The sequence below is a fragment of the Coleofasciculus sp. genome (assembly GCF_046539235.1).
In the GTDB taxonomy this organism is placed as follows: Bacteria; Cyanobacteriota; Cyanobacteriia; order Cyanobacteriales; family Coleofasciculaceae; genus Coleofasciculus.
Genome location: NZ_JBKHHI010000115.1, coordinates 1 through 16,630, shown reverse-complemented (window position 1 = coordinate 16,630; position 16,630 = coordinate 1). Strand labels below are relative to the sequence as shown.

The window sequence follows — 16,630 nt, the reverse complement described above, 5'->3', positions numbered from 1 at the left end:
TCTCTTGGCGGCTGGGAACTTTATTAAGTTTTTTTGCAGATTGCTGTCGAATGAGGACGAAAATAGCAATAAATTGGTAACAAATATAACGGACGTTTCATGAGTTACCCATTACTGATTAACCCTTATAAAAGGCACAGCTTCAGTTGCTGACCAAACTTATGCAGGACGGAGGAATCTCCAAAAAAAGTATCCAATACTACAAAATATAGGTTAATGTTTCTCTTTTACTCCCCTGCCCACCATAGCGCCATGGCACGTTTCTACATTGCTCCCCCTGCTCCCCTGCTCTTGAGCGGTACAGGTACAAGGATGGACTCGATAGTCTAGGACATCGGTCAAGAAACCGGGTTTCTTTGGGTGAAAGCTGGATATTTCGTTGTCATCCTCACGAGAAACCCGGTTTCTCGGAATACTTGACCGACGCTCTAGCGTTTAGACAGTCGCTGAATTCAACTATTATGCTGGAATAAAGCATCTGTGTTGGCTATCGTGGCGCATTCTGTTACTCGATAGAGCTAGCTCGGCGTTAACCCGACTGTGTGATGGGGTAGCCGATGACAGAGGGTTGGTTGATCTGTCCTCCGGCTGGCTTGTCGTTCAATGTGTGTGGCAATACGCTACTGAAGTCGCTAGGCTATTACCAACACTGAGTTTTTTGCTCCTGATTCCTGCTCCTGTCCGGACGCTTCTTGCCCAAGGAAGGACGTTCTAAGGGAAAGCGTCTCACCTACCCTAACCTTCAACCTTTTGATCCATGACTGACGACCAACGATGAAAAAAATTTTAGTGGTTGATGATGATAGAACATTACGCATTACTTTGACACGCGCCCTGGAAAATATGGGATATCAGGTTCAACAGGTGAGTTCTGGGGCAGAAGCTTTGGAGGCTTGTGTCAAAAATCCACCCGACTTGGTGGTTTCTGATGTGATGATGCCAGAGATGGATGGAATAGAATTTTGCCGTCGTCTGAGGGCGACTCCATCCGGTCAACTGATGCCTTTTATTTTTCTATCAGGCAAAGGAGAACTAGAAGACCGGATTCACGGTCACTCTATCGGCGCGGATGATTATCTGATTAAGCCTGTTAATCCCAGAGAATTAGCGGCTAAAATCGAGGCTCAGCTTGAGAGAACCCGTCGTATCCATGCTCTGATTGTTCAGTTGATGCAGCTTAATGCCAGTTCTGCTGTCACGGAGTTAGCGAACCAAGCCAAAACCGCTCAAGCGACCGAGGTTTCAGCACCCCAGGAAGAAGAAACTGTCACCCCTACGCCTTTACCGTTGACACCTGCAGAAGAACGAGTGTTTTGGGAAGTGATTCAAGGATTGACGAATAAACAAATCAGCAATCGCTTGTTTATCAGTCCGCGTACTGTTCAAACTCACCTGAGTAGTATTCTAAATAAGTTAAAGCTGGGGAACCGCGCTCAGCTTATTCGTTTTGCCTATGAAAATGGTTATCAACCTCCGAGCAATGGTTAGGAAGGCGGGGGAGATGGGGGAGATGGGGAAGCAGGGGAAGCTTGTAGAGACGTAGCATGCTACGTCTGGGAGATGGGGGAGATGGGGGACGCGGTTTTTAGATCAGCGTTCTCAATTAATCTTGTCAATTTTCGAGTCTAAGGCGTTCAAGCGAGCCACTTTGCCTAGACAATAGGATCAGTTGCCGCAACTTCAAACACGTCGCTTCATGATAGACCAAACGACTACCTCTGTACCCGAAACCTCTAACCAGCTTGCCGAGTTGACTAGCCAACTCGAGTCGAGTTCTGAGAAAAAACAACTTCAGCTCATTCCAGAACTGGTGAATCAGGGTGATGCTGGTTTAGATGTTTTGATAGACTTTCTGCAAGCGCAATCCTCAACCCCTCCCAGTCTCAGTGTCGGTTTGGCATACCAAGCCCTTTATCAGGCAAAGACTGCCAAAACTGAGGAGTTCCTACAAAACCATTTTCCGACCGGAATTGTTCCCCTGTTGTCTGAACGGGATATTGACTACACCCCTCTACAACAGTTACTTGCCCAGCAAGAGTTTCAGGCAGCGGATAGGTTGACATTAGAGAAACTTTGTGAGTTGGCTGGGTCTGCTGCTCTACAGCGTAAATGGTTGTACTTTTCCGAAGTGGAGAAGTTCCCGATTACTGATTTACAGACAATTAATACCCTGTGGGTGATTCACTCTCAAGGTAAATTTGGATTTTCTGTGCAGCGGGAACTTTGGCTTGCTGTGGGTAAAAACTGGGAAAAACTGTGGCCCAAAATTGGCTGGAAGTCCGGGAATACCTGGACTCGATACCCCAATGAGTTTACCTGGGATCTCAGCGCCCCGAAAGGTCATCTGCCGCTTTCTAATCAGCTACGCGGTGTCCGGGTTATTGCCACGTTGCTGTCTCATCCGGCGTGGTTAAGCTAAAGTTGGTCATTTGTCATTGGTCATTGGTCATTGGTCATTGGTCATTTGGCATTTGTGGTAATTTAACGGCTAGGTCGGGGCGGGTTTAGTTACATTCGGGTGACCACAAATGATAGTGGTGAAACCCGCCCCTACAGGTTTCTGATCTCCCTCAATTGACGATCGCGGATTGGGGTTCAATTTTTCCCGACACCCGACACCCGACACCCTAATCAGGGTAGCCAGTGGGGGAGGAATCCTGGTAATAATGGCTCAGGTTGGAGTTGTACGGGTGTTTCTGAGGTTATAGATTCGTCTAAGGGCAATAGCCAAAGACGCCCGGTGGCGATCGCCTGTCCTTCGTTGTTCCTTAAACTATCAATGGCTGAAGCGGGTCGGGTGGCGACCTGATCGAATAATAAGGCTAAACCATCTGGGGATAAACTCAGTTGAATATCACGCTGTTCTGGCAGAACTACTAAGGGTTGTATTCGACTCTCCTCACTATCGGGTTCGGCGTCGATATTAACGGCGGCGATAAATGGTTCCTCGCGATACTCTTGCCCTTGAATCAGTTGCGTCAGGAGACAATAGAGGGTTTCCTGATTGGGGGCGAACTCACAGTTGATAATCGAACCCGTTGTGCGGAGGAGTTCTTCCTCAGTTCCCTGATTATTTACCAAAAACAGCGATCGCGTATAGTCGGTATTAAATTTCACCATTGTCGCTGCTGCACCATCGCTGGCAAAGCTGAGAACTTGACCAAATTTGGGTAGAAAGTCTAGGGGTTCGGCGTCGGTGTGTAACGGCAGAATCGCTACCCCTTGTCCTTGCGCTACGGCTAATGAGGCACTATCTGGGGCAATTAAAAATTCCCCACCGGGCTGATTCTCTAAGGGTTGGGGTTCGCCATCAGCGGGGATCATCCACAGACCAAAGTCCGCCGGATCTTCTCGATTCACTCGCTGTACCACAATGATTTGCCCGTCTCTGGATAAGTCAAATTGCAGATTTTGATAGTTTTCGCTATCTAACACCAAATCCAGCTTCCCAGGGGTTTGCTGAGCCGGAGAACGCTGATCTGGAGAGGGAAACGACAGTCCTGTGGTTACGGTGTACAGTTGGGCGGTGAGTAAACCTTTTGCCTGATTTTGGCGATCATTGGCAGAAAATAAAATGCGATCGCTCCCCGGATAGGGCTGAAAGTCCAGTACCACCAGATCAGCAGGTGTCAGCAGCGTTTTTTGCTGTCGAGTGAGATTATAGAGAATTAACCGCCCCTGTTCCTCCCCTTCGACGCCAATATAAGCAAAGGAGTGATCGCGACTGTGAAAGGTTGCCTGAAACGGTTCCATAACGGTACCTTCTTCTTCCACCCCCGGTATTTTCTCCTTTGCCCCCTGAAGCTGAACCTGATAGTCATTGCCATAGGGAATCGGTGAAAGCAACGTATACGCCATTTTCCGCCCCGCCCAGCTAACTTTTCCCTCAATTGGCGGCACATCTGAGGCACTCACCTCCCCTGAAGGCAAAACTGGCGTGATTTTTAGATTTGCTTCTACGCTGGCGTGGTTCATCGGACGGCTAAAGGTTACAATAAACGCCGTATCCTCGGCACTGACGTATTTGTCCTGCCAACTGAAATCCCGAACTCTAGGTCGAGTGGTATCGCCTGTCAATAGCACGATGCCAATAAACAGACTCAGCACTACCATGATGATCAAAGCCAGACGATCAATGGGTTGGAGAAATTTTTTAGATGGTAAGGTTGGAGCAGTCATTTCAACGATCACACCTTTTGCTCTAGCATTCTAGTCTAAATCTCCCTCCAGACAGTAGCTCTACAGGGTGCAGGCTTTCTCTACTGACTCTTGTCCGGGTGACATCCTCCCCCACCAAACAAGTTATGGTGGGGGCTTCCAAGAATCACTTCTTGGGTTTCCTGGTTACTCTCTTGCGAGATTTCGACACTTGCCTAGACTGAGTTACCTCAGCCCCCGGTAGCTCGTCTGCACAGGCGCTTTCGATTCCCGTCTGTCCAACGGTACTAATGAGCTTAATTCCTCGGTTTCTTATATTCTGACCTGCGGCTACATCCCTATCAGTTTTATATCCACAATGAGGACAATCATGGATTCTCACGCTCAGGTCTTTTTTGACCTCACCATTACATTCAGGACATTCTTGAGAAGTCCCTCTAGCATCAACTTCACCGAAAAACTTTCCACGCTTCCAGCACACGTACTTAACGATGCTTCTGAATTGCCCAAAAGCAGCATCAAGCATCTGTTTCCCAAACATTCCCTTGGCACTGGTGCGGTAATCGAGATCTTCGATGAAGACCATATCTCCAGTATCGCAAAGAGCATGAGCTTGCTTGTAGTGGAAGTCCTTCCTCGTGTTGTCAATTTTGTGGTGAAGTCGGGCAACTTTAAGGCGCTGTTTCTCGTAATTCTTAGACCGCTTCTGTTTCCTAGAAAGCCTGCGTTGCAGCAATTTCAGCTCACTTTGCCGACTCTTAAGAAACTTAGGCGGCTTTACGAGAACGCCATCACTAGTTGCCAAAAACTTCTCCAGCCCAATATCAACTCCAATGGGATAACCGTGAGGAACTGGGTCGGGAACAGTCACATCACATTGCAGGGAGATAGATGCATACCATCGGTCAGCTTTCCTCAGGATTCGTATTTGCTTGACCACAAACCCAGTTGGGATAGGTCGATGCAAGTTGATGGGAATCGCTCCAATCTTGGGCAGCAAGACGTGCGAATTCGTTACTGGATTTTCCTTGAATTGGGGAAACAGCAACGACTTGAACTGTCCATACTTCTTGAATCTAGGAAAGCCAAACCCTCTTTTCTGAAAGTACTCCCAGCCTTTGTGCAACTGCTTAATTGCTTGCTGAAGAACTTGAGAAGGGACTTCGCTCAATCTGGGAAATTCCTTCTTCGCTCGTGGCAAATTATTAAGCTGCTGAATTTCACTCGGAAACTTCAGGTCGGCAGGGAGTATGTATTCCTTCTCCAAAGAGCATCTGTCTATCAAGCACTTACGACTATTGCACCAATCCTTTATCTCTCGAAGCGCATAGTTAAATGCACCACGACAGATTTCCATCCACTCAATGAATTGCTGTTCTTGGGTGGCGTCTGGATAGATTCGATAGCGGTGAGTGATAGTCAGCATCCCATTAGGATAGCAGTTTTACTTGCCACAATGCAATCGTTAACTGTTAACTTAAGGAATATCGAATCCCTTAAGTTAACCTGGGGGAATCCATGTATCCTACGCCAAATTAAAAATTATGGCGTAGGTATTATAGCTCCCCCAGTCCCCCTCACTTAGATAAACTGTATGGTGATTTTTCTGTAAAGTTCTGTAAATTCATCCTTTGGGTGTATTGAATCTCTTTTGAGGCGTTTTTAAATTAAGGAGAATAAGCCTCGACCCCCGCCTATATTACACGTTGCTGACTTACTCCCATGATTTCCTACCTCCATCAACCCTCAACGGGTCATCTTTTCGACGCCAATACCTCCGATAAATTGTCTCTAGAGCCACTTTGTTTAGATGAGCGTATCCTTGGTGCGGCAAGCTGTGGCATTATCCTCAGCGATGCTTGCCAACCGGATTTGCCGATTGTCTATTGCAATCCTGCCTTCGAGAGAATCACTGGCTATTCCCGTCAAGAGGTGGTTGGACGCAATTGCCGCTTCCTGCAAGGCGCAGATACTGATCCGCAGGTGGTTGAGCAAATCCGTCAGGCTCTACGAACTGAGCAAGAGGTGAAGGTAGTCCTGAAGAATTATCATAAAGATGGAACCCCCTTTTGGAATGAGCTAGCGATCTCACCGATTCGAGATGCCGAGGGGCGGGTGATCTATTTTATTGGCGTCCAAACGGATATTACAGCCCGTAAGCAAGCTCAAGAGGAACTCCGAGTTAGTCATGCTGTATTAAAGGCGCAACAAGAGGCTGATCCGGATGGCGTTATGGTGATTGATCCCAATGGCACAATTATTAATCACAATTCTCGCTTCTGTCAAATGTGGCAAGTCTCGGATGAAGCCATGAAATCCGCCGATAATGAGCAACTTTTAGAATCTATTTTGCCCTTAATTGCTGAACCGCTAAAGCTGTTCAGTAAAGTCGAGTATATGGAGCAGAATCCTCAGCTAACGTATAAGGATGAATTTAAACTTACTGATGGGCGCATTTTTGAGCTTTACTCCGCGCCAGCCTTATCTCCTACAGGTGCATACTACGGCAGGATTTGGTCATTCCGTGACATTACCAAAAACAAACAAACTGAACAGCAATTAAAGCGACAAGCCAAGCAAGAACGGCTGTTGAGCTGTATAAATCAGCGAATTAACCAATCCTTGAATCTGGATGAAGTCCTGAATACAGCCGTAGAAGAGGTGCGAAAATTTATAAAGTGCGATCGCACTCTGATTTATCGGTTTAACCCAGATTGGACGGGAACGGTTGATGTAGAGTCAGTTGGCGGTGAGTGGATGAGAATTGTCGGCACAACCATTGAGGACAGTTTTTTTAAGAATCCTGACGTTACATCGCTTCTCTACCAAGACGGTTATATTAGAGTCATTGACGATATCTACAACGCCAATTTAAGCCCCTGTCACATTGAATTACTTGAAAATCTTCAGGTTCGGGCTAATCTAGTAGCGCCTATTTTACAAGGGAAAAAGCTCTGGGGATTGCTTGTGGTTCATCACTGTTCGGGAGCGCGAAAATGGCAGCAACAAGAAATTGAATGTGTCAGAAAACTTAGCATTCAGTTAAGTGTGGCAATTCAGCAAGCGGCATTGTTTGAGCGAGTCGCGGACGAACTCAAGGAACGTAAAGTCGCTGAAGTCGCCCTGCGAGAATCGGAAACGAAGTTGAAAAAGAAAGCCACCCAGCTTGAGAAAACCCTACGTGAACTTAAACAGACTCAACTCCAACTTGTTCAAAATGAAAAAATGTCGAGTTTGGGACAGTTAGTGGCAGGGATTGCCCATGAAATTAATAATCCAATCACATTTATATCTGGGAATATTGCCCATGCCAATAAATATGCTCAGGATTTATTGGAATTAGTCCAACTCTATGAGCAGCACTATCCTAAACCTGCATCAGAAATTGAAAGCTTAACTGAAGAAATTGATATCGACTTTCTCAGAGAAGATTTGCCCAAACTTCTCAGTTCCATGCAATTCGGGGTCAACCGTCTGCAAGCGTTAGTGGGTAGCCTAAAGAATTTCTCGCGCCTGGATGAAGCTGAAAGCAAACGCATGGATATTGAACAAGGGATGGAGAATACGCTGTTAATTTTGCAGCACCGCTTAAAGCCGGAATCCTCTAATATCCAAGTCGTCAAAGACTATGGCAAGTTGCCACCTGTGGACTGTTATCCAGGACAACTCAATCAAGTCTTTATGAATTTGCTGAATAATGCCATTGATGCTCTAAATTCCGGGGATGAACAAGCGGATAAGAATAAGAGTGCAGCATCGACAGAACTCTTTTTTCCTGATCATGCTCCCACACCGACAATATGGATTCGGACTGAATTATCGGAGCGCAATTCTGTATTGATTCACATTGCTGATAATGGTTGTGGCATTCCTGCACAAATCAAGGAACAAATTTTTGACCCATTTTTTACCACAAAACCTGTAGGAGAAGGGACAGGTTTAGGCTTGTCGATCAGCTATCAAATTGTCGTAGAAAAACATGGAGGAAATTTATCTTGTATCTCCACACCCGGATGCGGTACAGAGTTTGTGGTGGAAATTCCCTTATTGTAGGGTTAGGGTCTGCTGAATAAGTTTTGTGGTGAGGGGAGGGAACAGGGAACAGGCAACAGGCAACAGTTTCAACATCTCAACCCTTCGACTAGCTCAGGACATCGCTTCGCTCGATGTTGACCCTGAGCGAAGCGAATAATATCCGAGATGCTTCACTTCACTACACGGAGCCTGCCCTAGAAGGTCGTGAAGGGTTCCGCAGATGCTTCGTTTCGTTCCTCCGCTTCGCTCCGGACTCCACTCAGCATGACAGATTACCTCTTTGACTGCAACTTGGTATTAGTCGCCGGAGTTGTGAGATTTTACGGTTAAATTGGGGGCAAGCCTTCCTTGGGTCAACTTAACCGAATCTCATCCAAGAATTTGCTCAATCATCCGATTGGCTTGTGAGCCATACCCACCACCAAAGAGATTAAAGTGATTGATGATATGGTACAAGTTGTACAAGGTTTTGCGCTGCTTATACCCCGCATCTAACTGCCACACTTGGTTATACCCCCGATAGAACGCCGCCGGAAAGCCACCAAACAATTCTGTCATGGCAATATCCGCTTCGCGATCGCCGACATAAGTTGCCGGATCTAACAGTACAGGTTCCCCTGATGTGGTAACAGCAGCATTTCCCCCCCACAAATCCCCGTGAATCAAAGAGGGTTTGGGTTGATGATCCAACAATTCAGGAACTTTTGCCAATAATTTATCTTGTCCCGGAAAATGTCCCCCGCGACGCCGTGCTAGTTTGAATTGGTATCCTAATCGATGTTCGGCAAAGAATTCTGCCCAATCGTCCATCCAATCGTTAATTTGTGGCGTTGAACCAATGGTGTTGTTTTGATTCCAACCAAATCTTCCGTCTTTACCTTGAGGCGGAGTCGCCTGATGCATCGCCGCTAGCTGGCGTCCCATTTCTACCCAGGATTCACTATTCCCACTGCCAAATTCCAGCCACTCTAGGACAATATACGCCGAATTTCCAGCGACACCATAGACGATGGGTTGCGGAACTCGAATCGTATGGGTATCTAGCATTTGCTTTAATCCCAACGCCTCTGCTTCAAACATACTGACTTGAGAGGCTTGGTTAGTCTTGACAAAATAGGTAGCATCGTCACCGATTAACGCACAACCCTGATTAATGCAGCCGCCACTCACCGAACGGCGGTTCACGACTTCAAAGGGTTTGCCTGTGACTTTACTAATCTGGGCAGCTATTTCTGTCCACATCGTTGATATTGGTAGGTTGGCGGCAGACTTCCAACGTCAGTTTATCAGAAAGGAGGATCGACGTTGACTTCTTTTTCCTTTGAGCATTCTACCCTCTGCCCTGGAGGTTTCTACCTTTCCCAGTGATCCCTGAGACAATTATTGGCTATCTTTTGAGCAATAGTCAGAACAATTGGCAGCTTCTTCCGTTAATACCGTACATGGATTTACAGCACATTTCAGATAGGGATCATTTTTAAAATATTTACAATTTAAGCAAGGAACTTGATGTGATCCTTTGATGGGCGTTAATCGATTCCGGAATGATTTTAATACATTTGATCGTAATAAAATTAAGACCACCCAAGCCATTACCATAAAGCTTAGGGGCATCAGTAATAAGCCTCCGTTTTCCTCAAAAGATGAAGGATTGCCTTTTGGTGAATTTGTCGAAAATGGATATTGTGATGGTTGTTCTGTATTAATATTTTGCTGGGAGCTTAAATTTTGGCTCAAATGAAAATTATCAGCTTGTTTATTCTGCATGTCATCCACCTCAAGGTATTTTTTCATCTACATGAAAAGTACACTGCTCTTTATTCGGCATTTTTTGACAATTAACCGGATATAAAAATTTTCAATAGTCTGAATTGAGCAGACAATCTGCTTGTTCAGTCAAATCGGCAAGACCCCTAATTCCGCTTCCAGCTAAGTCTAGTATAGTTATAACTCAAAAATTAATCTTAAATTTCTCTCTCAAGTTGTATTATCTAGTTCTCTCTAAGGTTGTAGGCTCTAGACCTTCTTAACCAGAGTTAACCACTAGTATAAGCCGATTTACCCTCGTTCGTAACCTCTGGGGAAACTCTGCTTCCTTTAGCCATGGCATTGACAAGCGACAAATCTGCTACAGACGCAACTGCCCAGCCGGATATGATTTAACTTAAACAACGAATAGCTTCTAATAAGCCTCTGGCTTTATTCAGGGTTTCTTCGTATTCTTTCTCTGGGTTAGAATCAGCCACTAAACCAGCACCCGCTTGCACCGATACTGTATGTGTACCAGAGGGATGGGGACGAACCACCATAGTGCGAATTGCGATCGCGCTATTGAGTTGCCCTTCAAAATCATACCAGCCATAGACCCCAGAATAAGCACCCCGCCGTTCCGGTTCCAATTCGTGGATGATTTCCATCGCCCGAATTTTCGGCGCACCACTGACGGTTCCGGCGGGAAAGCAGGCTTTGAGTAACTCCCAAGCTGTTTTATTCTCAGCCAGTTCTCCCACCACGTTACTAACGATGTGCATCACATGGGAATAGCGCTCAATGACCATTAACTCATCAACGGTTACAGTTCCACTGGTACAAACCCGCCCTAAGTCATTGCGCCCCAGATCCACCAACATAACGTGTTCGGCAAGTTCTTTGGGATCGTGCAGTAAATCTTGCGCCAACGCTTCATCTTCCTGTAGTGTTTCACCTCGGCGGCGAGTTCCGGCGATGGGGCGCAGGGTGGCTTGTAATTTCCCTGTGGGTAATCGACTGGCTTTAACCATCACTTCCGGACTTGACCCAATTAATTGCCAATCGCCAAAATTAAAATACGCCATATAAGGCGAGGGATTAATCAGACGCAGGGAACGGTATAAAGCAAAGGGATCACCTTGATAGTCAGCCGAAAGCCGTTGGGAGAGAACCACTTGGAAGATATCACCCGCACGGATATAGTCTTTAGCTGTTTGGACATTGGCACAAAACTGTTCCTTTTGGGTGTTGCTGGTATAGTTTAACTGCTGCGTGGTGGTTCCTGGCGGCGTCCATTCCAAAACCGTATCCTGACCCGATAACGGGAGTTGTAGCTTGTGGACTAATGTCTTGACGCGATCGCAGGCTTGCTGATAGGCGGATTCCAAGTTCCCATTCGCCTCCCGTAAATCCGCGTAAGCGATCGCCCATATTTTCCGCTTCACCTGATCAAAAATAATCAGGTTATCCACCTGCATCCACAATCCATCCGGCAAATCTTGATCCGATGGGGAATAAACCGGAACTCGCGGTTCAATCCAGCGAATCAACTCATATCCCCAAAACCCAAATAACCCACCAATTCCCGGTGGCAATTGGGGCAATTTAACCGGATGATAAGGACTAAGACAATCCGTTAACGACTCAAACGGATTCCCCTCAAACTCCGTCACTGTACCATTGCGGTGCATCTGCGTCGTGCGATCGCCCCGTGCCACCAACACCCATAACGGATCACAGCCCAACAAACTATAGCGTCCCACATTTTCGCCCCCTTCCACCGATTCCAAGAGAAAGCTATAGGGTTGACCCGCACAGACTTTATACCAAGCCGACACCGGAGTTTCTAAATCTGCCACCCACTCTTGGTAAACAGGTACAAAATTACCCTGTTGAGACAGGGCGCAAAATTGAGAAAACTCAGGTAATATCATCGGCTTCAATTGTATGTATGAATGATGAGGAAGATGGGGGAGATGAGGAAGTGAAGGGTTGGTCAGGGCGGGTTTAGTTACATCTAGGTGAGGCAAGAAACGATAGTAGTGAAACCCGCCCCTACAAACTAAACACTTTCCCAATCACCAAATTGAAGGTTGACCAGTTCACCGAAATGAACCACCAACCTTCAAACAAATTAACAGACCTGCAACCGAGTGAAGTACCCCAACCTGCTTCACGCTCGGTTGGGGCTTCCAACCGTAGCAAAATCAGGGACGGTCTGATTCGTCTTCGAGGTTTCCCGTTTCATGGGTCCGATGCCACGTTGGGTACTTTCAGCAAATGAGAAAGTCCAGAACTCAACACCTCGACTACGCTCGGTGTTGACCCTGAGCGTAGTCGAAGGGTCAATCTGGTGATGGTCTTAATCAGCGTCAACAGACAGCCGCCCGCCTTCCGCAGGCAGTAATATTTTTACAGACGCGCCATGGCGCGTCTCTACGCTTGGTTTTCGCGGTTTATGGTTAGAGTTCTAACCGAATAATGTCTGACGACATCTTGCGCTATTCTTTTGGAGGATGCCAATAGGCAAACGGTGGTCGAGGAAAGTTAACGCGCAATGACTACACTCTATCACACTTGCATCAACCATCATGAGGATCACGCCTTACCGTGTAAACCTAGGATAGTTGCGATTAGTATAACACCTAAAAATACAGGTGTCTACTAATAACAAATGTCAAAGTAGAGGGCATTGAACCCCCTACTTTGACTCGCTATTCATCCCCACACCCATTGACGGATGGGGAACTGGAGCGAACTTTGTTAACCAGTGCAGCACCCATCAGTAACCCTCTAACAAGCTGTGCTGAATGGGTATTCTACTTGCCTGATACCTGATAATGGATCAGCGATACTAGACTTCGTAAGTCGCCTTTCCGCTGAACTTGAGGGTAACAGGTTCGGGGTTCTTACCGATCTTGCGGTCAATCTTACCGACAAAGGGACGCCCTTCGTTGACTTTCTCGGGGAAGACTCCATCTGCGGGGTGCAGATACTGGATTTCACCACTCGGATAAATCCGGTAGATCTTGTAGTCTTCAATCTTGGGTTTATATTGCGTCCGCAACTGGGTTCCTAACGCCAGACACTGCTCCTTACGAGCCAGATAGAGTAGGTTTTCCCCTTCATTCATGATCGCCGCACCACCGGTGGGCATTTCAAAGACTTGCTTTTTGGAGCTAGTCCAAGTGATCGCATATTTTTCTTCAACTTGGGCTTTGGTCAACAAGCCACCGGTGCTACCGCCAAAGAGGGGAGGTTTGCCAGATAGAGTAGGCTGTCCTGCTGCCGCGGGAGCCTCAGGAGCCTGTTCCTGTTCCTGTTCCTGCATGTTTTCTTCTTCTGCCATAACTGTCTCTCTCAATCGTGTATAAGATATAGGGCATTTAGGGAATGCTATCATTCCGTTCCGGTTTATTTTGTCACTTTGTCAAGAACTGTTACAGTTAGTAATGAATTCTTTGTCATAAGTCTTGAGTGAGTGGTGATGAAAACCAGTTCCTACGGGGAATCCAGCGCATTTGAGGAATCTGAGAACGTTTCTGGGTTAACCTCAGAGCAATACCGCCAAAAAATGCAGCGACGCAAACAGGTTCAGGAACAACGTCTGGCTCAAGCGTCAAGCGAACAAGGGTTAATTATTGTAAACACGGGGAATGGCAAGGGGAAGACGACAGCCGCCCTAGGGATGGTTTTGCGATCGCTCGGTCATGGGTATCGGGTGGCAATTATCCAGTTCATCAAGGGAGCCTGGGAACCCGCAGAGAAGGCGGCGTTTGCGCCCTGGACAGTCGTCGCCAATGGGGAAACACCTCAGTTGGAGTTTCATGCGATGGGTGAGGGGTTTACCTGGGAAACACAAGATCGGGAACGAGATATCACTAAAGCTCAAGCCGCATGGGAAAAGGCGCTGGAGTTTATCCGCAACCCAGAGTTTCGCTTGGTGCTATTGGATGAAGTGAATGTGGCGTTAAAACTGGGATATTTAAGCGTGGAGCAGGTATTGGCAGGGTTAGCAGAAAAGCCCGCCATGTCTCACGTTATTTTAACCGGACGAGGCGCACCGAAACCATTAATTGAACAGGCAGATTTAGTCACCGAAATGACACTGGTGAAGCATCCGCTGCGGGAGCAAAATGTTAAAGCGCAACCGGGAATTGAATTTTAATGGATTGCCTTACGCCCGGTTTAACGGTAACAATCTCGTCCCCAATTGTAGGGTGCGTTAGCGTAGCGTAACGCACCTTTACTTAAGCGTATTGGTTGGGTTGCCTAACTGAATAAAGGGCTAAAGCCCTTACTACAAACTACGAACCCAATTTAAGCGGTAACTTTTTGCTTAGACCACACGCCATTTTCATCTTCTTCATACTGCTGATGAATGGTTTCCCATGCGGCTTGTTCTGCCTGGATTGGGTCTTGATTCTGATCGTACACGCTATTATAGCGCTCGATAAAGGTTTTCTGAGCCGCTTCAGACAGATGCGATCGCACTTCGGGAGATAAATCGCTGGGATCATTGCATTTACCGGGACAGGGGCGAGGTAGGGTCATATCGCTGGTATGGATTTCTTCCCCACCTGCATTTTGCATTAAGAGTTGGTATTCGCCAGATTTTCCGGCGGGAACTTCTACCATCACTAGAAATTCACCCGCTTGCAGGCGTGTTTGGTAAAGCGTTGCCTTTTCTTCTGGCATTCCTAAAGCCACCAGAACCGAGACTAAACCTGCACCAGCACCACCTGCGATCGCACCACTGGCTGCGCCTAATAGGACTGCACTCAGGGGACCGGCTGACACCACAGGACCAACAAAGGGAATTAATAAAACACCCACACCCGTCAGTAAGCTTAAGAACGAACCAAATAACGATCCAAAAATTGCCCCGGTTCTGAGTCCGCCTAAGATAACATCTTTCTTACTCATAAATCCAGCAATTCGGCTTTGAGATTGAAAATTCTTACCCATCACCGAGATATGATCTGAGGGAACGCCGCGATCGACCAGGCGTCGGACTACGGTATCGACTTGATCTTGTTCTTTAAATACCGCAGAAACTGTGCGTTCGGCTCTATAATCATCAGCCATGTAAACTCTCCTATGTGTCTATCCTGATTAGTTTTGCTAAACTACCAGGTTAGGTAATCTACCCCGCCTCTTTCATCGCTCTTAGGGTGGATCATGGCAGCAGAAAATCCACGGCGATTAAAATCGCTACTACACCAACCAAGTCCGCCTACGCGGACTGAATTATAACGAGGATGGGGAACCCGGATTTAGTATTAAGCTAAGGTACATTTGAATTAGGTATTACTCGTACCCTGTTCCCTGTTCCCTTTAATAAAATTGCTGAATTCATTTCACCTCAAATTAATCGCCTGTCTGCTGATGCTAATCGATCATGTTGGACGGGTATTTTTCCCAGAAGCAACGATTATGGTGGCTCTCGGACGGTTGAGCTTCCCTCTCTTTGCTTGGCTAGCGGCACAAGGGGAAAAGTATACGTCAAATATTTGGAACTATGTCTTTAGATTAACCCTGCTGGGAGTTATTTCACAACCGATTTATTCTCATGTTTATTCCTTAATTTTCTCAGCAACACCTCCCCTGAATATCTTGTTCGTGCTGGCGGCTGGCGTGATCACGATTCGACTCTCGAAACAGGTTAATAATGGTCTGCTGAAGGCTGCGATCGTTTTATTGTTTACCACGATTGCCATAGTCGCTCGTTTCGAGGCAGGATTCTTTACGTTGCCACTCGTCTATTTAATGTCAAAGTTTAAGCCGGGACAGTTTAATTTTAAATGGTGGTTGGTTTATATAGTACCGCATATCCTTTATATCGTCATTGGGGGGAGTGTTATTGAATTGGCTGGAATTATTGCGCCCTTGTTTATTTGCCTACATAATGGGGAAGCGGGGCTAAAAACGCGATGGTTTTACTTGTTTTATCCGGTTCATCTGGGCGTGATAGCTGCAATTAAATGGTTTTAACGATGTATTGAATCAATTAAGATGCAGGATGGGTTTTGTTGGGAAAAATCAGGTCACATTTCAGTCTCTTGTAGGGGCGACCCGCTTGCATAAAGTAACACTTGTATCCACTCAATTGAATCGGGTCGCCCTTTACTCAATGATAATGAAAACCCAATTAGGGCGGAGGGCGGGTTTTGTTGTTTAGTTATTGGTGACAAGTCGTGTAAGTTCCTAAACCCGCCCCTACCGTGGCTAAATTTATGCATCAAAATTAATTTCCGTCCCCGTATATTCTGGAACCCAACCTTCTGTTGTGGTGAAATAGCGCACCGCTTTCACTCGTCGAGATGGCGTTAAATGAAACCAATGTTCCGTATTCGCCGGGACATTAATATATTCTTCCGGTTGCACGGTCAATTCAATTTGAGAACCATCGGGACGGACAAAACCAAACACCCCTTCACCGGCGACAATGTAGCGTATATCCATAGATAACCAATTGTCGGCAATTGTAGGGGCGGGTTTAGCCACTAAAACTACTTGTAACCACTAACTGAACAACAAAACCCGCCCTATCTCACCGATAACTGAACAACAAAACCCGACCTTATTCATCAGCCTTCTGATTACGGTTTAATTAAATTCCGTTCAAATTTCCGATAACGGGCAATCCGTTTCGCCCGATCTAATGGTGGATATAAAATTAACGTAG

General features: G+C 46.5%; 12 protein-coding genes and 1 pseudogene. 5 read left to right on the top strand and 8 right to left on the bottom strand.

The window, feature by feature from the left end:
• Positions 1-774: 774 nt before the first annotated feature.
• Positions 775-1,488, top strand: coding sequence for a response regulator transcription factor (locus tag ACLFWI_RS12685; protein WP_006098608.1), 714 nt, complete (start codon positions 775-777; stop codon positions 1,486-1,488).
• 208 nt (positions 1,489-1,696) lie between these two features.
• Positions 1,697-2,419, top strand: coding sequence for a GUN4 N-terminal ARM-like repeat domain-containing protein (locus ACLFWI_RS12680; protein WP_446413234.1), 723 nt, complete (start codon positions 1,697-1,699; stop codon positions 2,417-2,419).
• A gap of 212 nt (positions 2,420-2,631) precedes the next feature.
• On the opposite strand, the gene ACLFWI_RS12675 is transcribed toward ACLFWI_RS12680, so the two are convergent.
• Positions 2,632-4,179 carry an Ig-like domain-containing protein gene (locus ACLFWI_RS12675; RefSeq protein WP_446413233.1) on the bottom strand — a complete coding sequence of 516 codons (1,548 nt, stop codon included), beginning with the start codon at positions 4,177-4,179 and terminating at the stop codon, positions 2,632-2,634.
• 145 nt (positions 4,180-4,324) lie between these two features.
• Positions 4,325-5,584, bottom strand: a complete 1,260-nt coding sequence (locus tag ACLFWI_RS12670; RefSeq protein WP_446413232.1) for an RNA-guided endonuclease InsQ/TnpB family protein — start codon at positions 5,582-5,584, stop codon at positions 4,325-4,327.
• A 296-nt stretch (positions 5,585-5,880) separates the two neighbouring features.
• Here ACLFWI_RS12670 and ACLFWI_RS12665 point away from each other — a divergent pair, with 296 nt between their 5' ends.
• Positions 5,881-8,211 (top strand): PAS domain-containing sensor histidine kinase, encoded by a 2,331-nt coding sequence (locus ACLFWI_RS12665; protein WP_446413231.1) that lies wholly within the window; start codon positions 5,881-5,883, stop codon positions 8,209-8,211.
• 351 nt (positions 8,212-8,562) lie between these two features.
• Here the strand turns inward: ACLFWI_RS12665 and ACLFWI_RS12660 are convergent, their stop codons facing one another.
• The 4 genes from ACLFWI_RS12660 to psaD all read right to left on the bottom strand — a co-directional run bounded on the left by ACLFWI_RS12660 (position 8,563) and on the right by psaD (position 13,273).
• A complete protein-coding gene (locus tag ACLFWI_RS12660; protein WP_446413230.1) occupies positions 8,563-9,435 on the bottom strand; it encodes a fructosamine kinase family protein in 873 nt (290 codons plus the stop codon).
• A 138-nt stretch (positions 9,436-9,573) separates the two neighbouring features.
• Entirely contained in the window at positions 9,574-9,960 is a 387-nt protein-coding gene (locus ACLFWI_RS12655) for a hypothetical protein (protein ID WP_446406566.1), read from the bottom strand.
• Between the two features lie 392 nt (positions 9,961-10,352).
• A complete protein-coding gene (gene trpE / locus ACLFWI_RS12650) occupies positions 10,353-11,876 on the bottom strand; it encodes an anthranilate synthase component I (RefSeq protein ID WP_446413235.1) in 1,524 nt (507 codons plus the stop codon).
• 920 nt (positions 11,877-12,796) lie between these two features.
• Entirely contained in the window at positions 12,797-13,273 is a 477-nt protein-coding gene (gene psaD, locus ACLFWI_RS12645; protein WP_446406590.1) for a photosystem I reaction center subunit II, read from the bottom strand.
• Between the two features lie 156 nt (positions 13,274-13,429).
• Between psaD and cobO the strand changes: the two genes are divergently transcribed.
• Positions 13,430-14,110, top strand: coding sequence for a cob(I)yrinic acid a,c-diamide adenosyltransferase (gene cobO / locus ACLFWI_RS12640; protein WP_446413229.1), 681 nt, complete (start codon positions 13,430-13,432; stop codon positions 14,108-14,110).
• 152 nt (positions 14,111-14,262) lie between these two features.
• Here cobO and ACLFWI_RS12635 read toward each other — a convergent pair whose 3' ends face one another.
• On the bottom strand, positions 14,263-15,030 hold the full coding sequence (locus ACLFWI_RS12635) for a ChaB family protein (RefSeq protein ID WP_446406568.1): 768 nt from the start codon (positions 15,028-15,030) through the stop codon (positions 14,263-14,265).
• Between the two features lie 258 nt (positions 15,031-15,288).
• Between ACLFWI_RS12635 and ACLFWI_RS12630 the strand changes: the two genes are divergently transcribed.
• Positions 15,289-15,936 carry a TraX family protein gene (locus ACLFWI_RS12630; protein ID WP_446413228.1) on the top strand — a complete coding sequence of 216 codons (648 nt, stop codon included), beginning with the start codon at positions 15,289-15,291 and terminating at the stop codon, positions 15,934-15,936.
• 240 nt (positions 15,937-16,176) lie between these two features.
• Here the strand turns inward: ACLFWI_RS12630 and ACLFWI_RS12625 are convergent.
• A pseudogene (locus tag ACLFWI_RS12625) lies at positions 16,177-16,404 on the bottom strand (acireductone dioxygenase); the annotation flags it as partial.
• Positions 16,405-16,630 lie beyond the last annotated feature (226 nt).